Annotated in this window: 19 protein-coding genes; 5 read left to right on the forward strand and 14 right to left on the reverse strand. The window is 45.8% G+C overall.

Features of this window, described 5'->3' with window-relative positions; all coding sequences use genetic code 11:
• Positions 1 to 240: 240 nt before the first annotated feature.
• Positions 241 to 2,856 carry a bifunctional acetaldehyde-CoA/alcohol dehydrogenase gene (gene adhE, locus B9N86_RS18820; RefSeq protein WP_208914672.1) on the reverse strand — a complete coding sequence of 872 codons (2,616 nt, stop codon included), beginning with the start codon at positions 2,854 to 2,856 and terminating at the stop codon, positions 241 to 243.
• 316 nt (positions 2,857 to 3,172) lie between these two features.
• Between adhE and B9N86_RS18825 the strand changes: the two genes are divergently transcribed.
• Positions 3,173 to 3,892 (forward strand): Crp/Fnr family transcriptional regulator, encoded by a 720-nt coding sequence (locus B9N86_RS18825; protein ID WP_208914673.1) that lies wholly within the window; start codon positions 3,173 to 3,175, stop codon positions 3,890 to 3,892.
• Between the two features lie 143 nt (positions 3,893 to 4,035).
• Positions 4,036 to 4,194 (forward strand): asparagine synthase, encoded by a 159-nt coding sequence (locus B9N86_RS18830; protein ID WP_208914674.1) that lies wholly within the window; start codon positions 4,036 to 4,038, stop codon positions 4,192 to 4,194.
• 236 nt (positions 4,195 to 4,430) lie between these two features.
• Here the strand turns inward: B9N86_RS18830 and B9N86_RS18835 are convergent, their stop codons facing one another.
• The 10 genes from B9N86_RS18835 to B9N86_RS18880 all read right to left on the reverse strand — a co-directional run bounded on the left by B9N86_RS18835 (position 4,431) and on the right by B9N86_RS18880 (position 14,787).
• Positions 4,431 to 5,252, reverse strand: a complete 822-nt coding sequence (locus B9N86_RS18835; protein ID WP_208914675.1) for a formate/nitrite transporter family protein — start codon at positions 5,250 to 5,252, stop codon at positions 4,431 to 4,433.
• Positions 5,253 to 5,310: 58 nt separating this feature from the next.
• The gene (nirD, locus tag B9N86_RS18840) at positions 5,311 to 5,631 is read right to left on the reverse strand and encodes a nitrite reductase small subunit NirD (RefSeq protein ID WP_208914676.1); all 321 of its coding nucleotides are present in this window, start codon (positions 5,629 to 5,631) and stop codon (positions 5,311 to 5,313) included.
• A gap of 22 nt (positions 5,632 to 5,653) precedes the next feature.
• The gene (nirB, locus tag B9N86_RS18845) at positions 5,654 to 8,092 is read right to left on the reverse strand and encodes a nitrite reductase large subunit NirB (protein WP_208914677.1); all 2,439 of its coding nucleotides are present in this window, start codon (positions 8,090 to 8,092) and stop codon (positions 5,654 to 5,656) included.
• Positions 8,093 to 8,334: 242 nt separating this feature from the next.
• Positions 8,335 to 9,078: a hypothetical protein gene (locus B9N86_RS18850; RefSeq protein ID WP_208914678.1), complete on the reverse strand. Its 744-nt coding sequence runs from the start codon at positions 9,076 to 9,078 to the stop codon at positions 8,335 to 8,337.
• Between the two features lie 151 nt (positions 9,079 to 9,229).
• Positions 9,230 to 9,547 (reverse strand): winged helix-turn-helix transcriptional regulator, encoded by a 318-nt coding sequence (locus tag B9N86_RS18855; RefSeq protein ID WP_208914679.1) that lies wholly within the window; start codon positions 9,545 to 9,547, stop codon positions 9,230 to 9,232.
• Positions 9,548 to 9,984: 437 nt separating this feature from the next.
• Complete coding sequence (locus B9N86_RS18860; protein WP_208914680.1) at positions 9,985 to 10,713, reverse strand: ThuA domain-containing protein; 729 nt, start codon at positions 10,711 to 10,713, stop codon at positions 9,985 to 9,987.
• Positions 10,714 to 10,761: 48 nt separating this feature from the next.
• The gene (locus B9N86_RS18865) at positions 10,762 to 11,730 is read right to left on the reverse strand and encodes a sugar phosphate isomerase/epimerase family protein (RefSeq protein ID WP_208914681.1); all 969 of its coding nucleotides are present in this window, start codon (positions 11,728 to 11,730) and stop codon (positions 10,762 to 10,764) included.
• 59 nt (positions 11,731 to 11,789) lie between these two features.
• A complete protein-coding gene (locus B9N86_RS18870) occupies positions 11,790 to 12,875 on the reverse strand; it encodes a Gfo/Idh/MocA family protein (protein ID WP_208914682.1) in 1,086 nt (361 codons plus the stop codon).
• Positions 12,868 to 13,638 (reverse strand): sugar phosphate isomerase/epimerase family protein, encoded by a 771-nt coding sequence (locus tag B9N86_RS18875; RefSeq protein ID WP_208914683.1) that lies wholly within the window; start codon positions 13,636 to 13,638, stop codon positions 12,868 to 12,870. Before B9N86_RS18875 ends, B9N86_RS18870 begins: the two co-directional genes overlap by 8 nt.
• A 39-nt stretch (positions 13,639 to 13,677) precedes the next feature.
• Positions 13,678 to 14,787 (reverse strand): Gfo/Idh/MocA family protein, encoded by a 1,110-nt coding sequence (locus tag B9N86_RS18880; RefSeq protein WP_208914684.1) that lies wholly within the window; start codon positions 14,785 to 14,787, stop codon positions 13,678 to 13,680.
• A gap of 142 nt (positions 14,788 to 14,929) precedes the next feature.
• On the opposite strand from B9N86_RS18880, the gene B9N86_RS18885 reads away from it, so the two are divergent.
• On the forward strand, positions 14,930 to 15,742 hold the full coding sequence (locus tag B9N86_RS18885) for an AraC family transcriptional regulator (RefSeq protein ID WP_208914685.1): 813 nt from the start codon (positions 14,930 to 14,932) through the stop codon (positions 15,740 to 15,742).
• A gap of 101 nt (positions 15,743 to 15,843) precedes the next feature.
• On the opposite strand, the gene B9N86_RS18890 is transcribed toward B9N86_RS18885, so the two are convergent.
• A complete protein-coding gene (locus B9N86_RS18890; protein ID WP_208914686.1) occupies positions 15,844 to 16,170 on the reverse strand; it encodes a hypothetical protein in 327 nt (108 codons plus the stop codon).
• A gap of 98 nt (positions 16,171 to 16,268) precedes the next feature.
• Complete coding sequence (locus tag B9N86_RS18895; protein ID WP_208914687.1) at positions 16,269 to 16,970, reverse strand: TerC family protein; 702 nt, start codon at positions 16,968 to 16,970, stop codon at positions 16,269 to 16,271.
• A gap of 450 nt (positions 16,971 to 17,420) precedes the next feature.
• Between B9N86_RS18895 and B9N86_RS18900 the strand changes: the two genes are divergently transcribed.
• Together B9N86_RS18900 and msrA are read left to right on the forward strand one after the other, a co-directional pair.
• Positions 17,421 to 18,035 carry a TVP38/TMEM64 family protein gene (locus B9N86_RS18900; protein WP_208914688.1) on the forward strand — a complete coding sequence of 205 codons (615 nt, stop codon included), beginning with the start codon at positions 17,421 to 17,423 and terminating at the stop codon, positions 18,033 to 18,035.
• Between the two features lie 76 nt (positions 18,036 to 18,111).
• A complete protein-coding gene (msrA, locus tag B9N86_RS18905; protein ID WP_208914689.1) occupies positions 18,112 to 19,080 on the forward strand; it encodes a peptide-methionine (S)-S-oxide reductase MsrA in 969 nt (322 codons plus the stop codon).
• A gap of 70 nt (positions 19,081 to 19,150) precedes the next feature.
• Here msrA and B9N86_RS18910 read toward each other — a convergent pair whose 3' ends face one another.
• The gene (locus B9N86_RS18910; protein ID WP_208914690.1) at positions 19,151 to 19,831 is read right to left on the reverse strand and encodes a YitT family protein; all 681 of its coding nucleotides are present in this window, start codon (positions 19,829 to 19,831) and stop codon (positions 19,151 to 19,153) included.
• Positions 19,832 to 20,373 lie beyond the last annotated feature (542 nt).

Raw genomic sequence — 20,373 nt, forward strand, 5'->3', positions numbered from 1 at the left:
GCATGAGTTTATAGTATATCTTTCTCATGTCCACCATCCCAGATCAATAAAATGTGACACATTTCACAATGTTGGGTGTGAAGCCCCGGCTACATTCCGAGCCGCTAAACTGTAAGAGTTATTATCTGAGATTGTTTTTACACTTTAATTGTAGTCCCGTTAACTGAAAACAGCTGTGACAAATATCACAAACAAGGTGATATTTGTCACGCTGATTCACTTACAATTTATCTATCTATATTAGCTGTCAAAACGTCCGTAGAACGCGTTGCGATACACATCTGCGAGCTCAGTTACGAGAGGCAGTTTTGGATTCGCAGTTGTACATTGGTCTTCAAATGCACGGTCTGCCAAGTACTCCACCCGGCTTTCAAAGTCTGCCGGATCAAAGCCGAGCTGCTGGAACGATTCCTCAATGCCAAGTTTTTTGTTTAGGTCGCGAATCGCTTTGATCAAGCTGTTCACGCCTTCTTCGGTTGTGCGAGCCGGCAATCCAAGAATGCGGGCAATCTCTGCATACTTTTCATCTGCTACGAAGTGGGTATATTTAGGCCATGCAGCAAACTTCGTCGGTTTCATGGCATTGTAACGGATGACGTGAGGCAACAGAATCGCATTGGTCCGTCCATGTGCGGTATGATATTGACCGCCCCATTTATGAGCAAGGCTGTGGTTGATGCCCAGGAATGCGTTGGCAAAAGCCATACCAGCAAGTGTCGATGCGTTATGCATTTTTTCACGAGCCAGTTTGTCGCCAGTCAGTGCCGACTTCTCAAGGTACTGGAATACAAGCTGAATAGCTTTGATTGCAATACCATCTGTATAGTCGTTGGCCATTACAGATACATAAGCCTCAATTGCGTGTGTCAGAACGTCCATACCCGTATCGGCAACTGCTGTTTTAGGCAAGCTGTACACATACTCTGGATCGATAATTGCCACGTCAGGCGTCAGCTCATAGTCTGCCAGAGGATACTTCGTATTCCCATGCTCTTTATCGGTGATAACCGTAAATGAAGTTACTTCCGAACCAGTACCCGATGTTGTTGGGATTGCTACGAACTTCGCTTTTTGACCAAGTCTTGGGAATTTGTAAATCCGTTTGCGAATGTCCATGAATTTTTGCTTCAGATTGTTGAAATCAGTGTCCGGATATTCATAGAACAGCCACATCCCTTTTGCTGCGTCCATCGGAGATCCACCGCCAAGGGCAATGATGCAGTCCGGCTGGAATCTCTTCATCATTTCAGCACCGCGCTGAACCGTAGTTGTTGATGGATCCGGTTCTACTTCAGAGAATACTTCGATGGCAACCGGAACCTGACGCTGACGAAGATAATGCTCAACTCTTTCTACATAGCCGAGTTTCACCATCATAGGGTCAGTAATAATGGCAACACGTGTGATATCCGGCATTTTGGCAAGGTACTGGGTTGATCCTTTTTCAAAATAAATTTTGTTCGGTACTTTGAACCACTGCATATTCACGGTACGACGGTTCACCCTTTTCACGTTGATGAGATTGACGGCGGTCACGTTCGAAGATGTCGAGTTACGACCATACGATCCGCAGCCCAAGGTCAACGACGGCAAGTTTGTATTGTAGATGTCACCAATACCACCCTGTGACGAAGGCTGGTTCACGAGTATCCGGCAAGTTTGCATACGGTCCGAGAACTTATTGATGATTTCTTCGTTATTCGAGTGAATAACTGACGAGTGACCCATACCGCCAAAAGCAACGATTTCAGCAGCACGGTCAATTCCTTGATCTGCTGTCTTCACTTTGTAGCAGGCCAGGATCGGGCTAAGCTTTTCAGCTGATAGCGGGAACTTCGGTCCCACGCCTTCAATCTCAGCTACCAGGATTTTTGTTCCTTTCGGAACTTCAATTCCACATGCTTCAGCGATCTTCACAGCAGGCTGTCCGACGATTGCAGGGTTTACCGCGCACTTCTCTGCCACTATTGCACCTGCGGTCAGCTTCGCCGCTTCTTCTTTGTTCACGAAGTAGCAGCCGCTCGCGATCATTTTTTTCTTCACTTGTTCAAAAATAGCTTCTTCTATAATAACAGCCTGTTCCGATGCACAGATCATGCCGTTGTCAAACGTTTTTGAGAGAATGAGGTCATTGACCGCTTGATCAAGATTGGCCGTTTTTTCAATAAAGCAAGGTACGTTCCCGGGTCCTACACCGAGTGCCGGTTTCCCGCAGCTGTACGCTGCTTTTACCATGGCCGATCCGCCTGTAGCCAAAATGCAAGCTACATCAGGATGGTTCATCAGGACATTGGTCTTTTCCATAGACGGTTCGTCAATCCATTGAATACAGCCTTCCGGAGCACCGAGTTTTACTGCGGCATCCAGCAAAATCTTCGCTGCTTCACGGCTGCAGGCTTGTGCGGATGGATGGAAACCAAAGATGATCGGATTTTTCGTCTTAATGGCAATAAGTGCTTTAAAAATTGTCGTTGATGTCGGATTCGTTACTGGGGTAATCCCCATAATGATACCTACAGGCTCAGCAATCTTTTGGAAGTTGTCATAAGAGTTATCTTCAATAACGCCAACCGTCTTATTGTACTTAATACTGTTATGAATATATTCGGTGGCAAACATGTTCTTGATGATTTTGTCTTCGTATACTCCACGGCCCGTTTCCTGCACAGCCAGTTTGGCCAGATGCATATGCTTATCCATCCCTGCCAGCGCCATGGCATTAACGATCTTGTCGATTTGTTCCTGATTAATGTCAACAAACTGTTCTCTAGCCTTGTTTGCCTTGTCGATTAAGCCTTGAATATACTCACCTGCTGTTTGCTGTTTCACCTGAGCGGCTTCATTCTTAATGGCCATCTCCCTCATCCTCCTGTAAAAAAATGTTTATTATCTCTCTACACATTGATCATATCACAGGCCTCCTCAGAAAGATAGTGAATTTTTTCACATAGTTAAAACTTTTTTCAGAAAATAAATTCAAACGCAATCATTTCCATCTTTTCAAATTGTCTGTGTTGTCTTACACTACATTATCTCTGTTTCAAGTGAAAATAATCACAACGTTTGAAAATTCGCCACTTTTGCCCCTGCTTTCTGCCCCACAAGTGAATGTATTCACGTTATAATTAATTTAAATTTAACAGAAAATATTAGGGAGTTAGGGGATAGCGACATGAGAACAATGGAGAAGGTCATGGAAACCCAAGGGAATACCAGCTGTTTTTCGGAGCAAAACCTCAACCGTCTGCTCGTTAGCATGAAGGATCGTGTGATTCCGGAAGGATCCCATTTGTTCTGGGAAGGCGATTTTTCCGATAAACTTTACTATATCAAACGTGGACGCATTAAATTAACCAAATCGACGGATGAAGGCAAAGAACTTATCCTATATATGTATCAAGCTGGTGATATGGTTGGCCAGGCCGATCCCTTCTTCAGCACCAAACACAGCTTCTCGGCTGAAGTGTTGGAAGAAAGTGAAGTCGGCGTTATTGAGCATAAGGATCTCGAAATTCTCATCTGCCAACACTGCGATTTCGCCATCGACTTCATGAAATGGATGGGGATTCATCACCGGATAACACAGACCAAATTTAGAGACCTGATGATGTATGGAAAGCCCGGGGCACTCAGCTCAACACTGATCCGACTTGGCAATACTTATGGGGAAATTCTCTCGGACAACTCGATCTTGATCAACAAGAAAATTACCCATACAGATTTATCGAACATGATTGGCGCTACTCGCGAGAGCGTGAACCGCATGCTGAGCGACCTCCGCAAAAAAGAAGTTGTCGAGTATGTAAGTGGAATGATAGTGATCAAAAACTTAGGAGCCCTGCAGGAAATCTGTCACTGTGAGCTATGCCCAAATGAGATCTGTCGTATATGATCTCCCTGCTGCAAAACTCATTAGAAGCTTATAAAGACGCTCGATGGTGATCGGGCGTCTTTATTGTTTTTGAGTATAAAAGCAGAAAAATCGACCACAATAAAAACGTCTTTCCAAACCATTCAAAAGGGAGTGCTTCTCGCATGCGTGAAGGTTTGATTCCTGCTGTTCTTGGAACTGTAGTATCTGCTTCCGGCGCCGCTCTGCTTTGCAGCAAGTATAAACTTGCCGCAACCGGTATCCTTGGGTTCGGGCTCGCTCATATCGCACTTGGTGCGATTGACCTTGTGCAACACCGGTGACTGTTTTGGAAGACTTTAAGGGGCGCTCTGAATAGCCATACGATGGCTAAAGGACGCCCCTTCTTCTATATGTTTAAACTTATGGTTTGTGAGACGCTTCGTGCATATTCATCGTTAAAACGTACACAAAAAAATCACCCCCTTGTGAGTGGCAGTAACTATCCGCCATCTAAAGGGAGCGATTTCTTATCTTTTAATGCCTGCCCAAACTCATTCTCTAACATAGCATTTAGAACTTATTTATGGGAAAGTTCCTTATCGTTCACATACTTTTGTGTCTTTTTACCTTTAATCGGGGAGATAAACCAGTAAGACATACCTACGAACAACCCACCACCAATAATGTTCCCCAGTGTGACCGGAACCATATTGTTAACCCAACCAGCAATCGAAACGGTTTCCGGATGTCCTGGCAGCATCGTTGCGAGAGACAAAAGCGTCATATTCGCTACACTGTGCTCATAACCCGTAGCAATGAAAGCAAACAGACACCACCAGATGAGAATGAGTTTGGCTGTTTCTTCTTTTGCACGGGTTCCCATCCACAAGGCAAGACAGACAAGCCAGTTACACAAAATACCGCGGAAAAATAATTCCATAAAAGGCGCATTCATTTTATTGGCAGCCGCCGTAAAGATCACATGATCAGATGGAATAGCCTTAAACAAGCCGGTACCCCATACCAGCAGACTGAGCAGTACAGCTCCACCCAGATTGCCAAGAAATACGATCACCCAGTTTTTCAATGTATCTCCCACGGATGTTCGTCCAGCAAGAGTGCTCATCGTAAAAAACATATTGTTACCGGTAAACAGTTCTGCTCCAGCAAAAACAACCAGTGTCAGTGCAATTCCGAAAGAAGCTCCCATCACCAAAGTCTGAAACGGTGAGCCTGCAGCCGCAAATGGCGCACCCAGTTTAAAGATCAGAACAATTCCAATACCAACATATGCGCCGGCCAGGAAAGCCGAGACGAAGTAACGGATCATATTCGCGTTCATATGTTCTTTCTTTTTGACAGCCGCCTCAATGATGCTTTCCACTCCCTGTGTGAACATAGGGGTACCTCCTGTTATGGTTTCTCTCTACTTGGTATACACAACCAGCTGGTATTCCCTATACGGCGATCTGTACAACATCTCCCTCTAACCGGACCGGGTAAGTCCGGACCTGACCACTATCGGGCTCTTGCACTTCACCGCTTTCCAAGTCAATTCTCCAGTCGTAAAGTGGATCATACAGGTAGTGACCAGATACAATCCCCTCAGCCAATGGTCCGCCTCTCGGGTGCGGGGTTTTATTCTCCAGAGCAAACAAACGACCATCCGATGTGTGAAAAACGGCAATCTCTTCATTCTTGATTACCACAACTTTTCCAATACGCATCATAAACTCATCTTTTTTTCCAACATCAATATACTCGCCTGTCATCGTCATGTTTTGGTCTCCTTTACTCTATTTACTCCGCCGCTGCGGGACTTGTGCTCTGGAACATCGCTCTTAGCACCTGTTTATCGTTCAGCACTTTCTTCCAAGGTTCCTCGACCTGCTGCAAGGCTACCTCGATTCTTTCTACCAAAGCCTTGCGCTGATCATGGTCTTCAAGAATGGTTTTCTTGATGTCGTCCAGACCTACGCGTTCCACCCATTCCGAGGTTCTTTCCAAATACTTACCTGTTTCTCGATAATATTGGATGACCGCACCACATATTTCAAATAACTCCTCGTCGGTTTTAACCTTGCAAAATGCGTCTGCGATGCGTGCCTTGATTCCACCGTTACCGCCAATGAATATCTCCCAGCCTCCGTCATTCCCGACGATGCCAATATCCTTCGTGCACGATTCGGCGCAGTTACGTGGACAGCCATTCACGGCTATTTTAAATTTTGCAGGAAGATCGAGTCTCTCGAATTTTTTCTCAATCAATGCTCCTATACCCATCGAATCCTGCGTACCAAAGCGGCAAAATGTCGAACCTACACATGTCTTAACCGTACGAAGCGATTTGGCGTAGGCATAACCCGAAGGCATATCGAGTTCTTCCCAAACCTTCGGCACATCCTCCTTCTTCACTCCGATAAGAGCCAGACGCTGTCCACCGGTCACCTTCACGACCTTGACATCATACTTAAGCGAAACGTCCGCAATTCTCTTCAAATCTTCCACTGTTGTCACTCCGCCATACATCCGCGGAACTACAGTATATGTGCCGTCTTTCTGGATATTGGCATTCATCCGCTCATTGACGAAACGTGATTCCTTCTCATCCTCGTAGGTTTCCGGGTAAATCATACCAAGATAATAGTTGATAGCAGGGCGACATTTCGAGCAGCCTTCAGGCTGGCTCCACTCCAGCACATTCATGACTTCACCGATTGTTCTTAGTCCCTTGGCACGGATTTCAGCTACGATCTCGTCACGACTGTGTGTTGTGCATCCACAAATTCCTTGTTTACTTGCACTTTTGAAACCGTCACCGAGCACATATTGCAAGATTTGTTCAACGACTGGCTTACATCCGCCGCAAGAGCGGGTTGCTCCAGTGCATGCCTTGATTTCATCCACCGTGGTCAGTCCCTGAACCATTACTGCATCCACAATGGTCTTCTTCGTCACCCCGTTGCATCCGCAAACAATTTCTTCATCTGCCATACTTTCAACCGAGGTTCCTTTTTTGGCGCCTGCGCCGCAACAGCCCGTTCCCATGACCGTAGCATAGATCTCATCTGTCATCTGCGCCTCTTGCTTGATCAGCTTTTGCAGAGCCGCCGACTCGGTTACATCTCCGAATAAAACCGCACCGACGATCACATTGTTCTTCAACAAAATTTTCTTATAGGTCTTTTTCCATTCATCTTTAGCAGCAATAACGGTATGTTCCGAACCTTCAATAAATTCACCAGCAGAGAATACATCCACACCGCTGATTTTCAGCTTGGTCGATACAACGGAGCCTTCATACGGCAACGTGTCCACTCCACATAAATGCTTCGCAAGCACCATACCCTGCTCAAACAACGGAGCCACAAGACCATAGCATACACCCCGATGCTCATCACATTCCCCAACGGCATATACATTCTCCATGGAAGTCTGCAGATTGTCATTGACCACAATGCCGCGATTAACTTCAATCCCACTCGCCTTAGCTACGGCTACATTCGGTTTAATACCGACAGCCATGACAACAAAACCGGCTTCCAGTTCTGTTCCGTCATTAAATCGCAGTCCAGTTACCCGATCTCCGCCCAGTAACGCTACGGTCTGCTTACCCATGGCAAACTTGATACCTTGACGCTCCAGCTCAGCTTGCAACATAGCCGATGCATTGTGATCAAGCTGGCGTTCCATGAGGTCATTCATCAAGTGGACAACCGTGACATCCATACCTAGGTTAACGAGTCCCTTAGCGGCTTCAAGACCGAGAAGACCTCCGCCGATCACCGCGGCTTTCTTGTACTTCTTAGCAGCCGCAAGCATCTGATTGCAATCCGCGATATCACGGAAGCCTACTACACCCTCTTTATCGCTTCCAGGCACAGGCAATATAAACGGATTTGAACCTGTGGCAATAATAACGCGATCATATGGAACTGCAAGTCCATTCTCGGCTACAACCACCTTGTTCTCCTCGTCAATCTTGGTGACCGTAGTTCCCGTGTGCAGTGTGATATCATTATCTTTGTACCAATTCCAATCATTCAGTACAATATCATCTAGCGTTTTACTGCCTTCCAGAACGTAAGACAGCATGATCCGGTTATAGTTGGGATGCGGCTCACTGCCGAATACGGTAATATCATAAGCGCCACCTAATTTTATGATTTGCTCTACCGTGCTAATACCCGCCATGCCGTTACCTATGACCACTAGCTTTTGTTTGTTCTTGCCAGTCATGATCTTTTCCTCCTTAAAAGGTCTATCCAACCCTCTTGATTTCACTTTAATCAAGCCGTCTCGTGTTTAAATTCGATCGTTTTATTAAATTCATTTCCATTTCATTGATCTTTTAAGGTCATTATACATTTAAAATTTAATTGTTATTGTGATTATCTTCACTCCAATTGTGAATTCTTTCACACCATTTTTAACAATTGCACACAAAAAAAGACAGCCAATGCTGTCTCCTTTATTTGTGACTATACGATCAAAGCTTTCATGTAAGTACGGCCACCCTTAGGAATTTTCAAATAGGGACGGAGGCCAGAAAATCCTTTAGAGCTCAGATCAACCCCCGTCATCCAATTTCCGGAGACGCTGGCGCCTTCTGACTGCATCACGAGAGAGGGTGCAGATATTCGCTCCTGATAAAGAGGAATTCTTGTTTGAATTGTCTTGAAGTCTTTCCCTCTTTCTTTCAGAGGGACTGGACTTAGATAAGTAGGGACAAAATAATCTGAAATGACCTCCATCTCTTCCTCGGTAAAAAACGGCTCATCACCAAGGAACGGCTGGAACAGTCGAATTTCCTCAAATTGTGACCAGATCACCATCTGCAGCAATCTGTCTGGAAGCCCTTTGTCGTGAAATGTGAGGCTATCCCCATCTCCTGTTTCAAAAGATGATTCTCCCTCCGCTTGTGTCGGTGTTTCCGAAATTACCGAAGGGTGTCTGTATCTTTCACATCCAATACATTTCCAGCCCTTCGGGCTTTTGACCCATTTTTGAAATATTCCACTTTCCAGATCCCCCTCCCAAAGCTTGGGTACCTTCGGGTTGCGGCTCATTCCAGTCATTGCGGTCCACATGGAATCCGGCATATAGCGGTCCAAAAGATCCTGGGTCTTGTCATAAATATGCTGCACTCTTATCGAAGCCCTCTCAAGCTCGGCGGCTTCCTCTTGTCCATAATGAACGTGCGGCAGTTTAACCGAATTTTTCATAAAGGCTCGCCTCCTCAAGTGCTTTAGGGCTATTTTTCCAATTATACTATATTTGACTGGTTCAAGTGCAAGTCCACTTCAATCGACAGCAAAAAACCCTGGTCAAAGCAAGTCTGCCTTGCACCAGGGCTAACGCTGAGGTTATTTCATTTTACTTTACCCATTGTTCCGCCCAGTTCGAAATCTGTTCCATAACAGGCTGCAAGGCTTTTCCCTTTTCAGTCAGCTCGTACTCTATACGAACCGGCGTTTCGGGGTATACATGTCTGATTAATATGCCTTCGCTTTCCAAATCCTTCATTCGCTCGGACAGCATTTTGTCGCTCATAGACGGAATGAAATTTGAGATATCCTTAAACCGTTTCGGACCACTCATCAGTGTCTGGATAATTAGTCCGTTCCAACGCTTTCCAAGGAAGGCGAAAGCGGACTCGAAACGGGGGCATAAACAGGGATTTGTAACTTCCATATCATTTCACCTCTTTACAGAGTCACAATAGTTGCTGTGAAACATAAAACTTACAATAAGTTAGTACATTTAAATTTTAGCATATTTTTATGGAACTGAAAACCACTTACCTGTTTTAACTTTAAAATGGTGCTTTATTGCTTGGTCATATGAACCAATATTTCGAGATTAAATCAATAACTTGGGACAATTTTCTATTATACAGTACATTTGCCGAATGGGACAGAGGGAAAATGTCCACATTGGTGAAACAGTCCTATAAACATGAATACCCTAATTTTGTCGTTTTATATTTCAACTTATTCCTCGACTTGAAAATTCATTTTAGCAGTAGCTTTTCTTGCGAGATAAGGATGCACTTTACTCCGATGATTATTCTTTCTTATCTCTAAATAAAAACGGCTGCCGATGGTCGGCAGCCGTCTTTGAAATCCTTATTACACAAGAGCGCCAAGCGGACGAACAGGCTGGCTGTTTCCGAATACAGGTTTAACTGCATAAGAATTAGCTGCTGCCCATCTGATTCCGTTGGAAATGACTTTTAAAATTTCAGGGTTATAGTATGTCGGATATGTCTCATGACCTGGGCGGAAGTAAAAAATGTTTCCTTGTCCGCGCTTAAAAGTACAACCGCTCCGGAATACTTCCCCGCCCGCAAAGTTGCTGATAAAAATCAGCTCATCCGGTGTAGGGATATCGAAAAATTCACCGTACATCTCTTCTTGTTCAAGAATGATGTGGCTGTTCACTCCTGCTGCAATTGGATGTGAAGGATTGACAGACCATAAAATCTCTTGTTCTCCCACCTCACGCCATTTCAAATCGCAGCTCGTTCCCATCAGCGCTTTAAACGGTTTGGAGAAATGCCCGGAATGAAGCACAACAAACCCCATGCCTTCCTGCACCCGTTTTACGACCTTGCTGACAATCTCGTCATCCACACGGTCATGAGCCATGTGACCCCACCACAGCAGCACATCGGTCGAGTTCAAGACTTCATCGGTTAAACCGTGCTCCGGCTGATCCAGCGTTGCTGTCCTAATTGTAAACTCCGGACTGTTTAGACCTTCAGCTAAAGCCATATGGATGCCTTCCGGATACACCCGTTTAACCTCATCATGAATATTCTCGTGAACGAACTCGTTCCAAATGGTTACGTTTAACATGTTGCTGTTTCCCCCTAGTTGATTACAAATCCGCATATTCTACGCGGTTTACACCCACCACATATCACCAAGCGGTTCTTCGATCAGTACTTGCTGCAGGTTTTGAACGGCTTTCGAGAAGCCTTCCTCAACAGACATCAGACCATCTTCATGCTCAATACTTACTACATAATCATATCCAACAAGACGCAGGGCACTCATCATATCAGCCCATTCTTTCAGATCATGACCGTAACCTACGCTACGGAATTGCCAAGCACGATCCATCATATTAGTGTATGACTGCATATCTGTTAGACCGTATTTATTCACGTTCACTGGATCGATTACCGTATCTTTTGCATGGAAGTGGTGAATCGCACCTTCACGTCCCAAAATTTGAATCGCTTGCACCGGATCGATGCCCTGCCACCACATATGACTTGGGTCAAGGTTCGCACCGATGACTTCTCCTGCAGCTTCGCGCAGACGAAGAAGTGTTGCAGGTGTATGAACTGAAAATCCGCCATGAAGCTCCAGACCGATCTTCACACCGCGATCGGATGCGTATTTCCCCCATTCACTCCAATACGGAATAACTTTATTCTCCCATTGCCAATTCAAAATTTCCTGGTAATCATTTGGCCAAGGTGCTACAGGCCAGTTTGGATACTTCGCATCCTCATGGTCTCCCGGGCAGCCCGAGAAGGTGTTGACAACCGGAACTTCAAGCTTTTCAGCCAGTTCAACCGTTTTTACATAAACGTCATGAAATTCCTTTGCAATCTGTTTTTGCGGATGCAGCGGGTTACCGTGACAGCTCAGAGCACTGATAATAAGACCTCGGGATTCAACCGCATTTTTGAAGTTCTTTAAAGCCGCTTCGTTTTCCAACAGTTCTGCTGGATTACAGTGTGCGTTCCCAGGGTAACCCCCTGTTCCGATTTCCACCGCCTTAAGACCTTTTGAAACGACATAATCGAGTGCATCCTCCAATTTACGACCACTCAACAGCACCATAAATACTCCCAGTTTCATAGTACCCCTCCTGATTCAATGTTTAGTACATTGCTTGTTTGTGTTATATCTTCAAAGACTTAGTCTTCAAAATAAACTGCTTTTCCACTTTTAGCGGACTCGTAGATGGCTTCAAGGATTTGAGTTACGACATAAGCTTGCTCCGGCTTCACGACCGGCTCTTTATCTTCCAAAACCGCCTCAACCCACAATCTGGCTTCACGGTCTGAGTCGGATTCGGCAGAGCCACTGTAAAATGCAACGCCACCTGCACCAAGGTCAATGTTCGTTTCATACAATCTGCTCATTTTCTCTCCGTTAATGCGCAGGCCTTCCTTCATATCAGCTCCACCTTCGGTGCCAGCCAATACAGTTTTCGCTTCACCTGTTTCGATCACGTTAAGAGCCCAGCTAGATTCCAGTATAATGGTTGCCCCATTGTCCATGGTAATAAAACCGAATGCGGAATCTTCCACGTTAAACTCTTTTGGATCCCATGGTCCAAATGCATTCGCTGCATTCTCACGCTGGCCCAGCTTGTGGAACGTAGTTCCCATAACACTTTTCGGCTTGTAATTATCCATCAGCCACAGGGTCAAATCAAGCGCGTGAGTACCGATATCGATCAACGGTCCTCCACCCTGCTTCTCCTCGTCAAGGAATACACCCCAAGTCGGAACAGCACGGCGGCGGATAGCCAGTGCTTTACCGTAATAAATGTCTCCCAGCTCGCCATTATCACACATTTCCTTTAAGTACAGGCTGTCGTTACGGAAACGGTTCTGGTAACCGATTGTCAGCTTTTTCCCGGTACGCTTCGCAGCTTCCAGCATTTCTTTTGCTTGGGCAGTTGTTTTAGCCATCGGCTTTTCACACATAACATGCTTCCCGGCATCAAGTGAAGCAACAGTAATCTCAGCATGGGAATCATTCGGCGTACATACATGGATTACATCCAGACTTCCGTCTTTAAGCAGTTCCCGGAAATCCGTATATACTTTCGCGCCTTCTGCACCAAACTCCGCAGCCGCTTTTTCCGCACGCTCCGGAACAATGTCGCAGAAAGCTACCATTTCGACTTGTTTTTGCTTCTTGAGGCTCGGCATATGTTTGCCGTTGGCAATACCGCCGCATCCGATGATACCGATCTTTAACGTCTTAGACACGTACATTTCCTCCTTCAAGGGCATGTTTTTTCAACCATTCCATACTTTTGGCGATGCTGTCCATCGGCGGATTCTTACAGAAGTCCTGCTCGACAATAATCCACTGTACTCCTGCTTCATCGGATGCCTTCACAACAGCGGCCAAATCCACTTCTCCTTCACCCAGCTCCACAGTCATCGGGGATCCGTCTTCCTGTCTGCGAAGGTCTTTCAGGTGAACGAGTGGAGTTCTTCCTGCATATTTCGCAATGACTTCGGATGGAACGTACCCGGCATAATGTACCCAGCAGGTATCAAGCTCCACTTGGAGCAAGGACGCTGGCACTTCATCATACAGAGCGTACAGAAAAGGTCGTCCATCTTCCATCTTATCAAATTCGAAGTCATGATTGTGGTAAGCAATGGAAATGCCTTTATTTTGTGCAGCTTCACTAAATATACGAATATGGTTTACGAGGCTTTCCAAGTTGCCCCGATCTTCGTCAGCAAGCCAAGGCACGATAATATATTGGTTTCCGATAGCCTGATGGAAGGCGAGTTCTTCCTCAAGTGCTTCCTGAAGCCGTATGTACGGCACATGAGTCCCGATTACTTCCAGACCCGTTTCATCCAAAAGCGCTTTCACCTGCTCTGCTGTGCGTCCATAAAAATGATGGAACTCGACACCTTGATAACCCAGGCGTGCTACCTCTCTGATCGTTCCTTCAAAATCATTCTCCAGCTGATCTCTCAGCGTATAAAGCTGCAATCCCACATTTAACATCCGGTTTCCACCTCTCCCATAATCGGTGTTACGTTGTTGTTAAATACTGTTGTTGATCATTTCCGTCTGCAGCGGAGCCGGCAGCTTGCCGAAACGGTAAGTGCTCTGCAGAACGACATGCCTTCCTTCTAAGGAGGACTGCTGGAACGACTGCATGATTTCCAGAATGTGATAAGCCATTCGCGCATTCGCCCGGTGATCCCGGTTGTCCGCAATCGCCTCAACCATGTCATTTATACCAAGACCTCGCTCGTTCTTGCCGCATTCGAACACAGGCTTAAGCAATTCCCACTCCTCTGATCCCATACGGCTCAATTTAACATCACCGTTAAAATAATTCGGATCCGTGAGATTGAGCGTCCCATGTGTTCCGTAAATCTCCATCCATGGCAACCCGGAGCCGCCAAAGATGTCAAAGCTGGTTATCATGGTCAAAATTGAGCCGTTCTCGAAATCTACCGTACCGGCCAGATGTGTAGGCGTTTTAACGGTAATCGGCTTTCCGCTGTTCGGTCCTGATCCTACGGTACGATCCGGAATTTGAATTCCGGCTGATGCGCTGACCCGGCGTGCGGGGCCCAAGAGTTCAACCATGGCCGCCAGGTAGTACGGACCCATGTCCATCATCGGTCCGCCGCCCGGAGCGTAAAAGAACTCAGGGTTAAGATGCCAAGCTTCGGGTCCAAGACCCATGTTAAAGGCGGTCGCTGCAATGGGTCTTCCAATCAGACCTGAATCGATTGCCGCTTTTGCCGTCTGGACGGTTGATCCAAGAAACGTATCCGGTGCGCATCCCGCCCGTAGTCCCTTTTTGTCTGCCAGATTCAGCACCCGAAGCCCTTCCTCAAGTGTAATAGCAAGAGGTTTCTCGCTATATACATGCTTGCCCCATTCCAATGCGGCAATATCCACATTGGCGTGGCTGGCCGGGATGGTTAAATTGACAATCAATTCGATCTCTGGTTGAGCGAGCAATTCCTCTACGCTGTATACGTTTGCGATGTTGAATTCATCAGCACGCTCCTGAGCACGCTCGGGAACTAGATCAGCGCAGGCAACCACTTCAACCAAAGGACTTTCTTTTAAATTTTTAAAGTAGATGCCACTGATATTCCCACATCCGATTATGCCTGCCTTCATCTTGTTCATCGGTGTCACTCCTTGAGTGCGGATATGCTCGGGCAATCTAAGTACCATGGTATTCCGAAATGTTTTCATTTAAAATGAATTATATGATCAAAACATGAACAATCTGGTCATTATTTTTTTATTGTTAAAAGGGGACTCACCAATGCATGAAGATATTTCCACCCACGTCATGGCAGCCAATTTCTCATTTCACCGAAAACCGTTTGAAATGACCAAGTTGAACGGTTTTGACACATATTTGATGCGGCTTCAAACTGACGGCCGCTGTCGTGCCCGAATCGACAGCAAGCTATCGCTCATTGAACCCGGAGACCTTCTGATATTCAGTCCGGGTCAACCTTATGAGCTTAAAATCGACGACGAAGTTAACCCTCAAGGAGAATTAACCGTTGAGAGCGGTGACTACCATATTTTTTTCAAAGGTCCTTGGATAGATTCCTGGTGGAAATCACAAAAACGCCCTACACGGATCCGTATTCCATTAGATGAACGCTACCTCGGTCTCTTCCGTCAGCTCGTACTGGAACAGCGCCGCTTGTCCAATCCCTTTCCCGAGATCTCGGACTACACGATGCGGATACTTTGCCTCGAAGTGGACCGACTACTTTCTGAGCAGCCCACCACAACGCCTAAATCGTACCTTGCGCATCGCATGAAGCATTATATAGAAGAGAATGCCTCCTCTATTTTCAAGCTTGAGGATGTCGCTGCTCATGTCGATATCAGCGTGTCACGTGCGGTACATTTGTTCAAAGAAGCATTTGGAACGACCATCATGCAGTATACGCTGGAAGTTCGTCTCGATATGGCTCGGGAGAGGATCATTTTCAGCCCCATGTCGCTAGAGGATGTAGCGGAAACATCGGGCTTTGCGAACTATACGTATTTTCACCGGGTTTTCCGTTCACGATTCGGAGTTTCGCCAAAACAATTTCGAATTGCTAATAGAACCTAAAGCTAATCCTTGTTCCATCGCTTTATTTACGTGTAATAACAACACAAAGCCCCCTGAACATCAGGGGGCTTTGTGCATTGATTATAAATCATTGGAAAATTTTATTCTCCAGGATGACGTTTGGCCTGATCACGCTCAGTAATCGCATCGACCACCGTAATGGCCAGATCGTCATTCCCAAATAAAGAAAGTACGCCAAGAAGGGTTTGATCCGGGATATCTCCAGCCTCCTCTCTTGATACCGTAAGCTCCAGCACTCTCGCCAGACGCTCATTGACCAACTGATCGGGGTAGGCCTTCCGGTATAATTCGGCGGGATCCAGTCCGTGATTGACACACCACTGTGCAAAAACGAGAATCATCATATCCTCATCCTGCCTGTAACTTTCCACAATCCGCTCTTCTACGGATTTGTCCGCAGATTCCATACGCTGTCTCCTCCTCATGTCGGGGAAGGCATAGATTATTGCCCCCACGTTCCATGAAGCCATTATACCCGCTTTAATGAATAAATTAAAAATAATTCCTAATCAACCATCTTCACGTGGGCAGGATTGCGCTTGGCTTGTTCTTCTTTCTTTTTCTTAGCCCATGTGCCTAGGCTAATGATTGCCGCAACAACGATTAATTCAAAGCCATATTTCACAACTGAATTTGTGAACCAGTCGTGGATAAGCGGCTCATCCACAAGCATTTTCGATGCCGTCCATGCTAGTACAGCCGCACCGATCGTAATAACAATCGGATATTTATCTGTCAGCTTCAGAATGAGTGTGCTACCCCAAACCATAATCGGAACCGAGATCGCAAGACCGATAATGACGAGCATGAAATCCCCTTCCGCTGCACCAGCAACCGCCAGCACATTATCCAGACCCATCATCGCATCGGCGATAATGATTGTACGGATAGCAGCCCACATTTGGCTGCCTGCTGATATTTCGTGTTTTTTCTCATCCACCAGAAGCTTGTAAGCAATCCACAGCAATGCCAGACCTCCGACCAGTCTCAAGCCCGGTATTAACAGGAGCTGAACGACCAGAAGCGTGGCAATAATGCGGATTATAATGGCGCCAACGGTACCCCACAGGATTACTTTTTTCTGGTCTTCTTTCTGAACATTACGCGCTGCAAGACCAATCACGATCGCATTGTCTCCTGCAAGCACCAAGTCAATGACGACAATTGACAAGAGTGCCATCCAGAATTCCATTGACATAAGATCCATGTTTCTTCTTCCACCTTTCTTTGTGTATCTAATATGTTTCCTCTTACCGATGCACTCCATCCCATGAAAAAAGCGCCGTCTCCTTAAACAAGGCAAACGGCACTTTTTGGGCACATAAAAAGACCTTTACCTTATTTAAGAATAGGCAAAGGTCTCGCTAACAACTGTATTCGTTGCCAATAAAGCCGGGGAGTTATTAACGATCCCGTAATGACGACTTTACTGTTGAAGCTACTCCCCTTTGGGAAATATTCGGTTAGATACTATTGTATCATAAGGTTATCCCGCTTGGCTAACTATTATTTTTGATTTAAACTATTGCCTTCACATATCAACCGCGTATCCACTTTTTTTCGAAACCAGGCCCAAAAGTTCATGATTAAGCAGACCGACTCTATTTTTGATATGATGGACCTGGACAATATCCCGTAAATGCAGAAAGGACTTATTATGAAAAAATGGATTACTCCAGTTGTATATATCCTCGCACTTTATCTCGCGTTTACATATAGAGACGAAATTTTTGACTGGCTAAAGACCAACGATTCCATGCCTCTGCTCTTTGTTCTGACCACCCTCCTCGCCCTGTTCCCCATCCTCCCCTACAAAGCGGTAATCGGCGTATTGGGGTATACCTGTGGGACTTTATCGGGGGCTTCAATTGCCTGGCTGGGAACGACTACCGCCGCCGTGATCATTTATGCAGCAGCCGCTTCCGTTTACCGCGAACCAGGAAGAAGGTTCCTGGCTAAATTCCGCTATCTGGACTCGTTTACTTCCGCCGTGGAGAGGCATCCTTTTAAAGCTATCGTTATTGCACGTCTTATGCCGATTGTTCCACAGATGGCAGTAAACGTATATGCCGGCGTCGCATCCATCCCTTTCTGGATTTACACGACTGCCTCAGGACTCGGAAAAATACCCGCTATTCTGATCTACGCCTATCTTGGAAGCAGCCTTGCTAATAATCCGCTACAGTTTGCCATCATCGCAGCAATTATGATGGCTGTGTCCGTTATCGGTTTCGTGGCATATCGAATGAAACACCGCAAAAACAGCATCTGATGTTTTTTTGGATACAAGGGTAAAATGATTTATAATGAGATTTGCAATGACTTCACCCTGACTATGGAGGGATATCATGAATAATACACAATCAAACACAACAGAGCTGGCCACGTTTGCAGGAGGATGTTTCTGGTGCATGGTCTCTCCTTTTGAAGAAATGCCCGGCATTCTCAAGGTCGTCTCCGGCTACACCGGCGGCCATACGAAAAATCCGACTTACGAAGAGGTTTGCTCAGATACAACGGGTCATTATGAAGCCATACAAATAACGTTTAACCCTCAAATTTTCCCCTATGAGAAACTGCTAGAGCTCTTCTGGCAACAGATCGATCCGACAGACGCTGGCGGACAGTTTCACGATCGGGGCACTTCATACCGTACAGCCATCTTCTATCACACAGAGGAGCAGCAGCGTCAGGCTGAAGCATCCAAGCAAACTCTACAGGCAAGCGGCCGGTTTGATAGACCTATAGTGACGGCAATCATTCCAGCAAGTGAATTTTATGAGGCTGAAGAGTACCATCAGGGCTACCATAAGAAAAATCCGTCTCATTACAAACGATACCGCAAAGGATCGGGACGTGAGGATTTTATCGAAACGCACTGGTCATCAGTTAAAGACAAACATAAACTGAAGAACCGCCTGACACCTCTTCAATATGAAGTAACACAGAACAACGCAACCGAACCTCCTTTCCAAAATGATTTTTGGGATCATCATGGCGAAGGGATTTATGTGGACATCGTATCTGGCGAGCCACTCTTCAGTTCCCTGGACAAATACGATTCCGGTTGCGGCTGGCCAAGTTTTACCCGTCCGATACGGGAGTACAATGTTAAAGAAAAGACAGATCTAACCCATATGATGGTGCGTACCGAGGTCCGCAGCAAGCAGGGCGATTCCCACCTCGGACACGTCTTTGAGGACGGCCCTGGTCCGAACGGCCTCCGTTACTGCATCAACTCAGCCGCTCTGCGCTTTGTACCTAAAGAAGATATGGCAGGCGAAGGATACAGCGAATATTTGCGGCTGTTCCAATAAAAAAACATCAAGAGGTTCACTGCACATAAAAAAGCTCGCCCTGATCCAGGCGAGCTTTTCGTATTAATAATTAACGGCCTCCAACAGAATGCTGTGCAGTTGGAGCAACCTGATTGCGTGTAACTCGTGCCGTTTTCGGTTTCTTCTCCACGCCATACGTAGCCGTTATAGTAATCATCTGTCCAGCAATGGACACGGCAAGAATCGTATACAGCGTTTCAACCAGCGGCAGATAGAACAGCGAGAGCAGAAGCACGACGGCGTCCATTAAGAAAAATACCGTCCCTACCTTTAGTCCGCTCCTTTCACTAATCAATACGGATATGGCATCATCCCCACCCGTTGCTCCGCCGTAGCGAAGAACGATCCCCGCTCCAAATCCGGTAAGCAGACCAGAAAGTACAGCGGCTGCTAACAAGTTATGGTTAAGATCAATAACCAAAGGAGAATAACGTTCCATAAGTGCATAAAAGAATGAAAACATGCCAGCGGCAATCATTGTGTTGATAATAAATTTATGGCCTTTTAAGAACCAGGCGATAATCAGCACTGGTATGTCCAAAAGAATCATACTAAGCGCTGGAGGTATATCTAAAATATACTTGCCCAGCAGCGCCAGCCCCACAAATCCGCCTTCCGATAAATGGTTCTGAAAATTAATGTGATAATAGGTAAATGCGAGTAAAAACGTTCCAAACAACATAGCTAACATCGTGTGCATCATCATAATGATGTCTTTTCTTGTCCTCATACAGGCTCCCTCTAGTCGTAGTAGATTGGTCAGACATAGTCCAACCTCTACGGAAAGGTAACCTTGAGGAGTTCATCCTTCGCATCAAAGCTTCCTTCCTTTCGCAGAGACTGTCCTTGTCTTTAGACGTCCGACTTCGCTCTACGAAGGAAGCTATGTGTATGAGAGATCATAACGTTTCCAAATCGTCCTTTGGGGATTCGTCCTTCGGGGACACATGGTATCCTGATCCTTTCTTGTTTAGTTAATTTGTTATAGATAGACTGAACTAGAGAAGAAACTCACCGGTGAAATCTCCTTCCGTTCAATCTGTGCTAAATATATTATAACACATTTACGATGTTAACTAAACAGCTTACTTGAAAAAAATGGCAATCATCCAGGTTGTTGTGAATTTACTCATTGCCAACTTATTAGATTCATGTATATGTTCACGATTCTGAAATATGCCCTGTGATCAAAATCACCATCCCTCCTCTCCCACACTGCCTATAATTATATGAGAAAAGTCACACGATACTTTTGGAAGAGAGGGATATTGA

The organism is Paenibacillus uliginis N3/975, from assembly GCF_900177425.1.
Classification (GTDB): Bacteria; Bacillota; Bacilli; order Paenibacillales; family Paenibacillaceae; genus Paenibacillus_AQ; species Paenibacillus_AQ uliginis.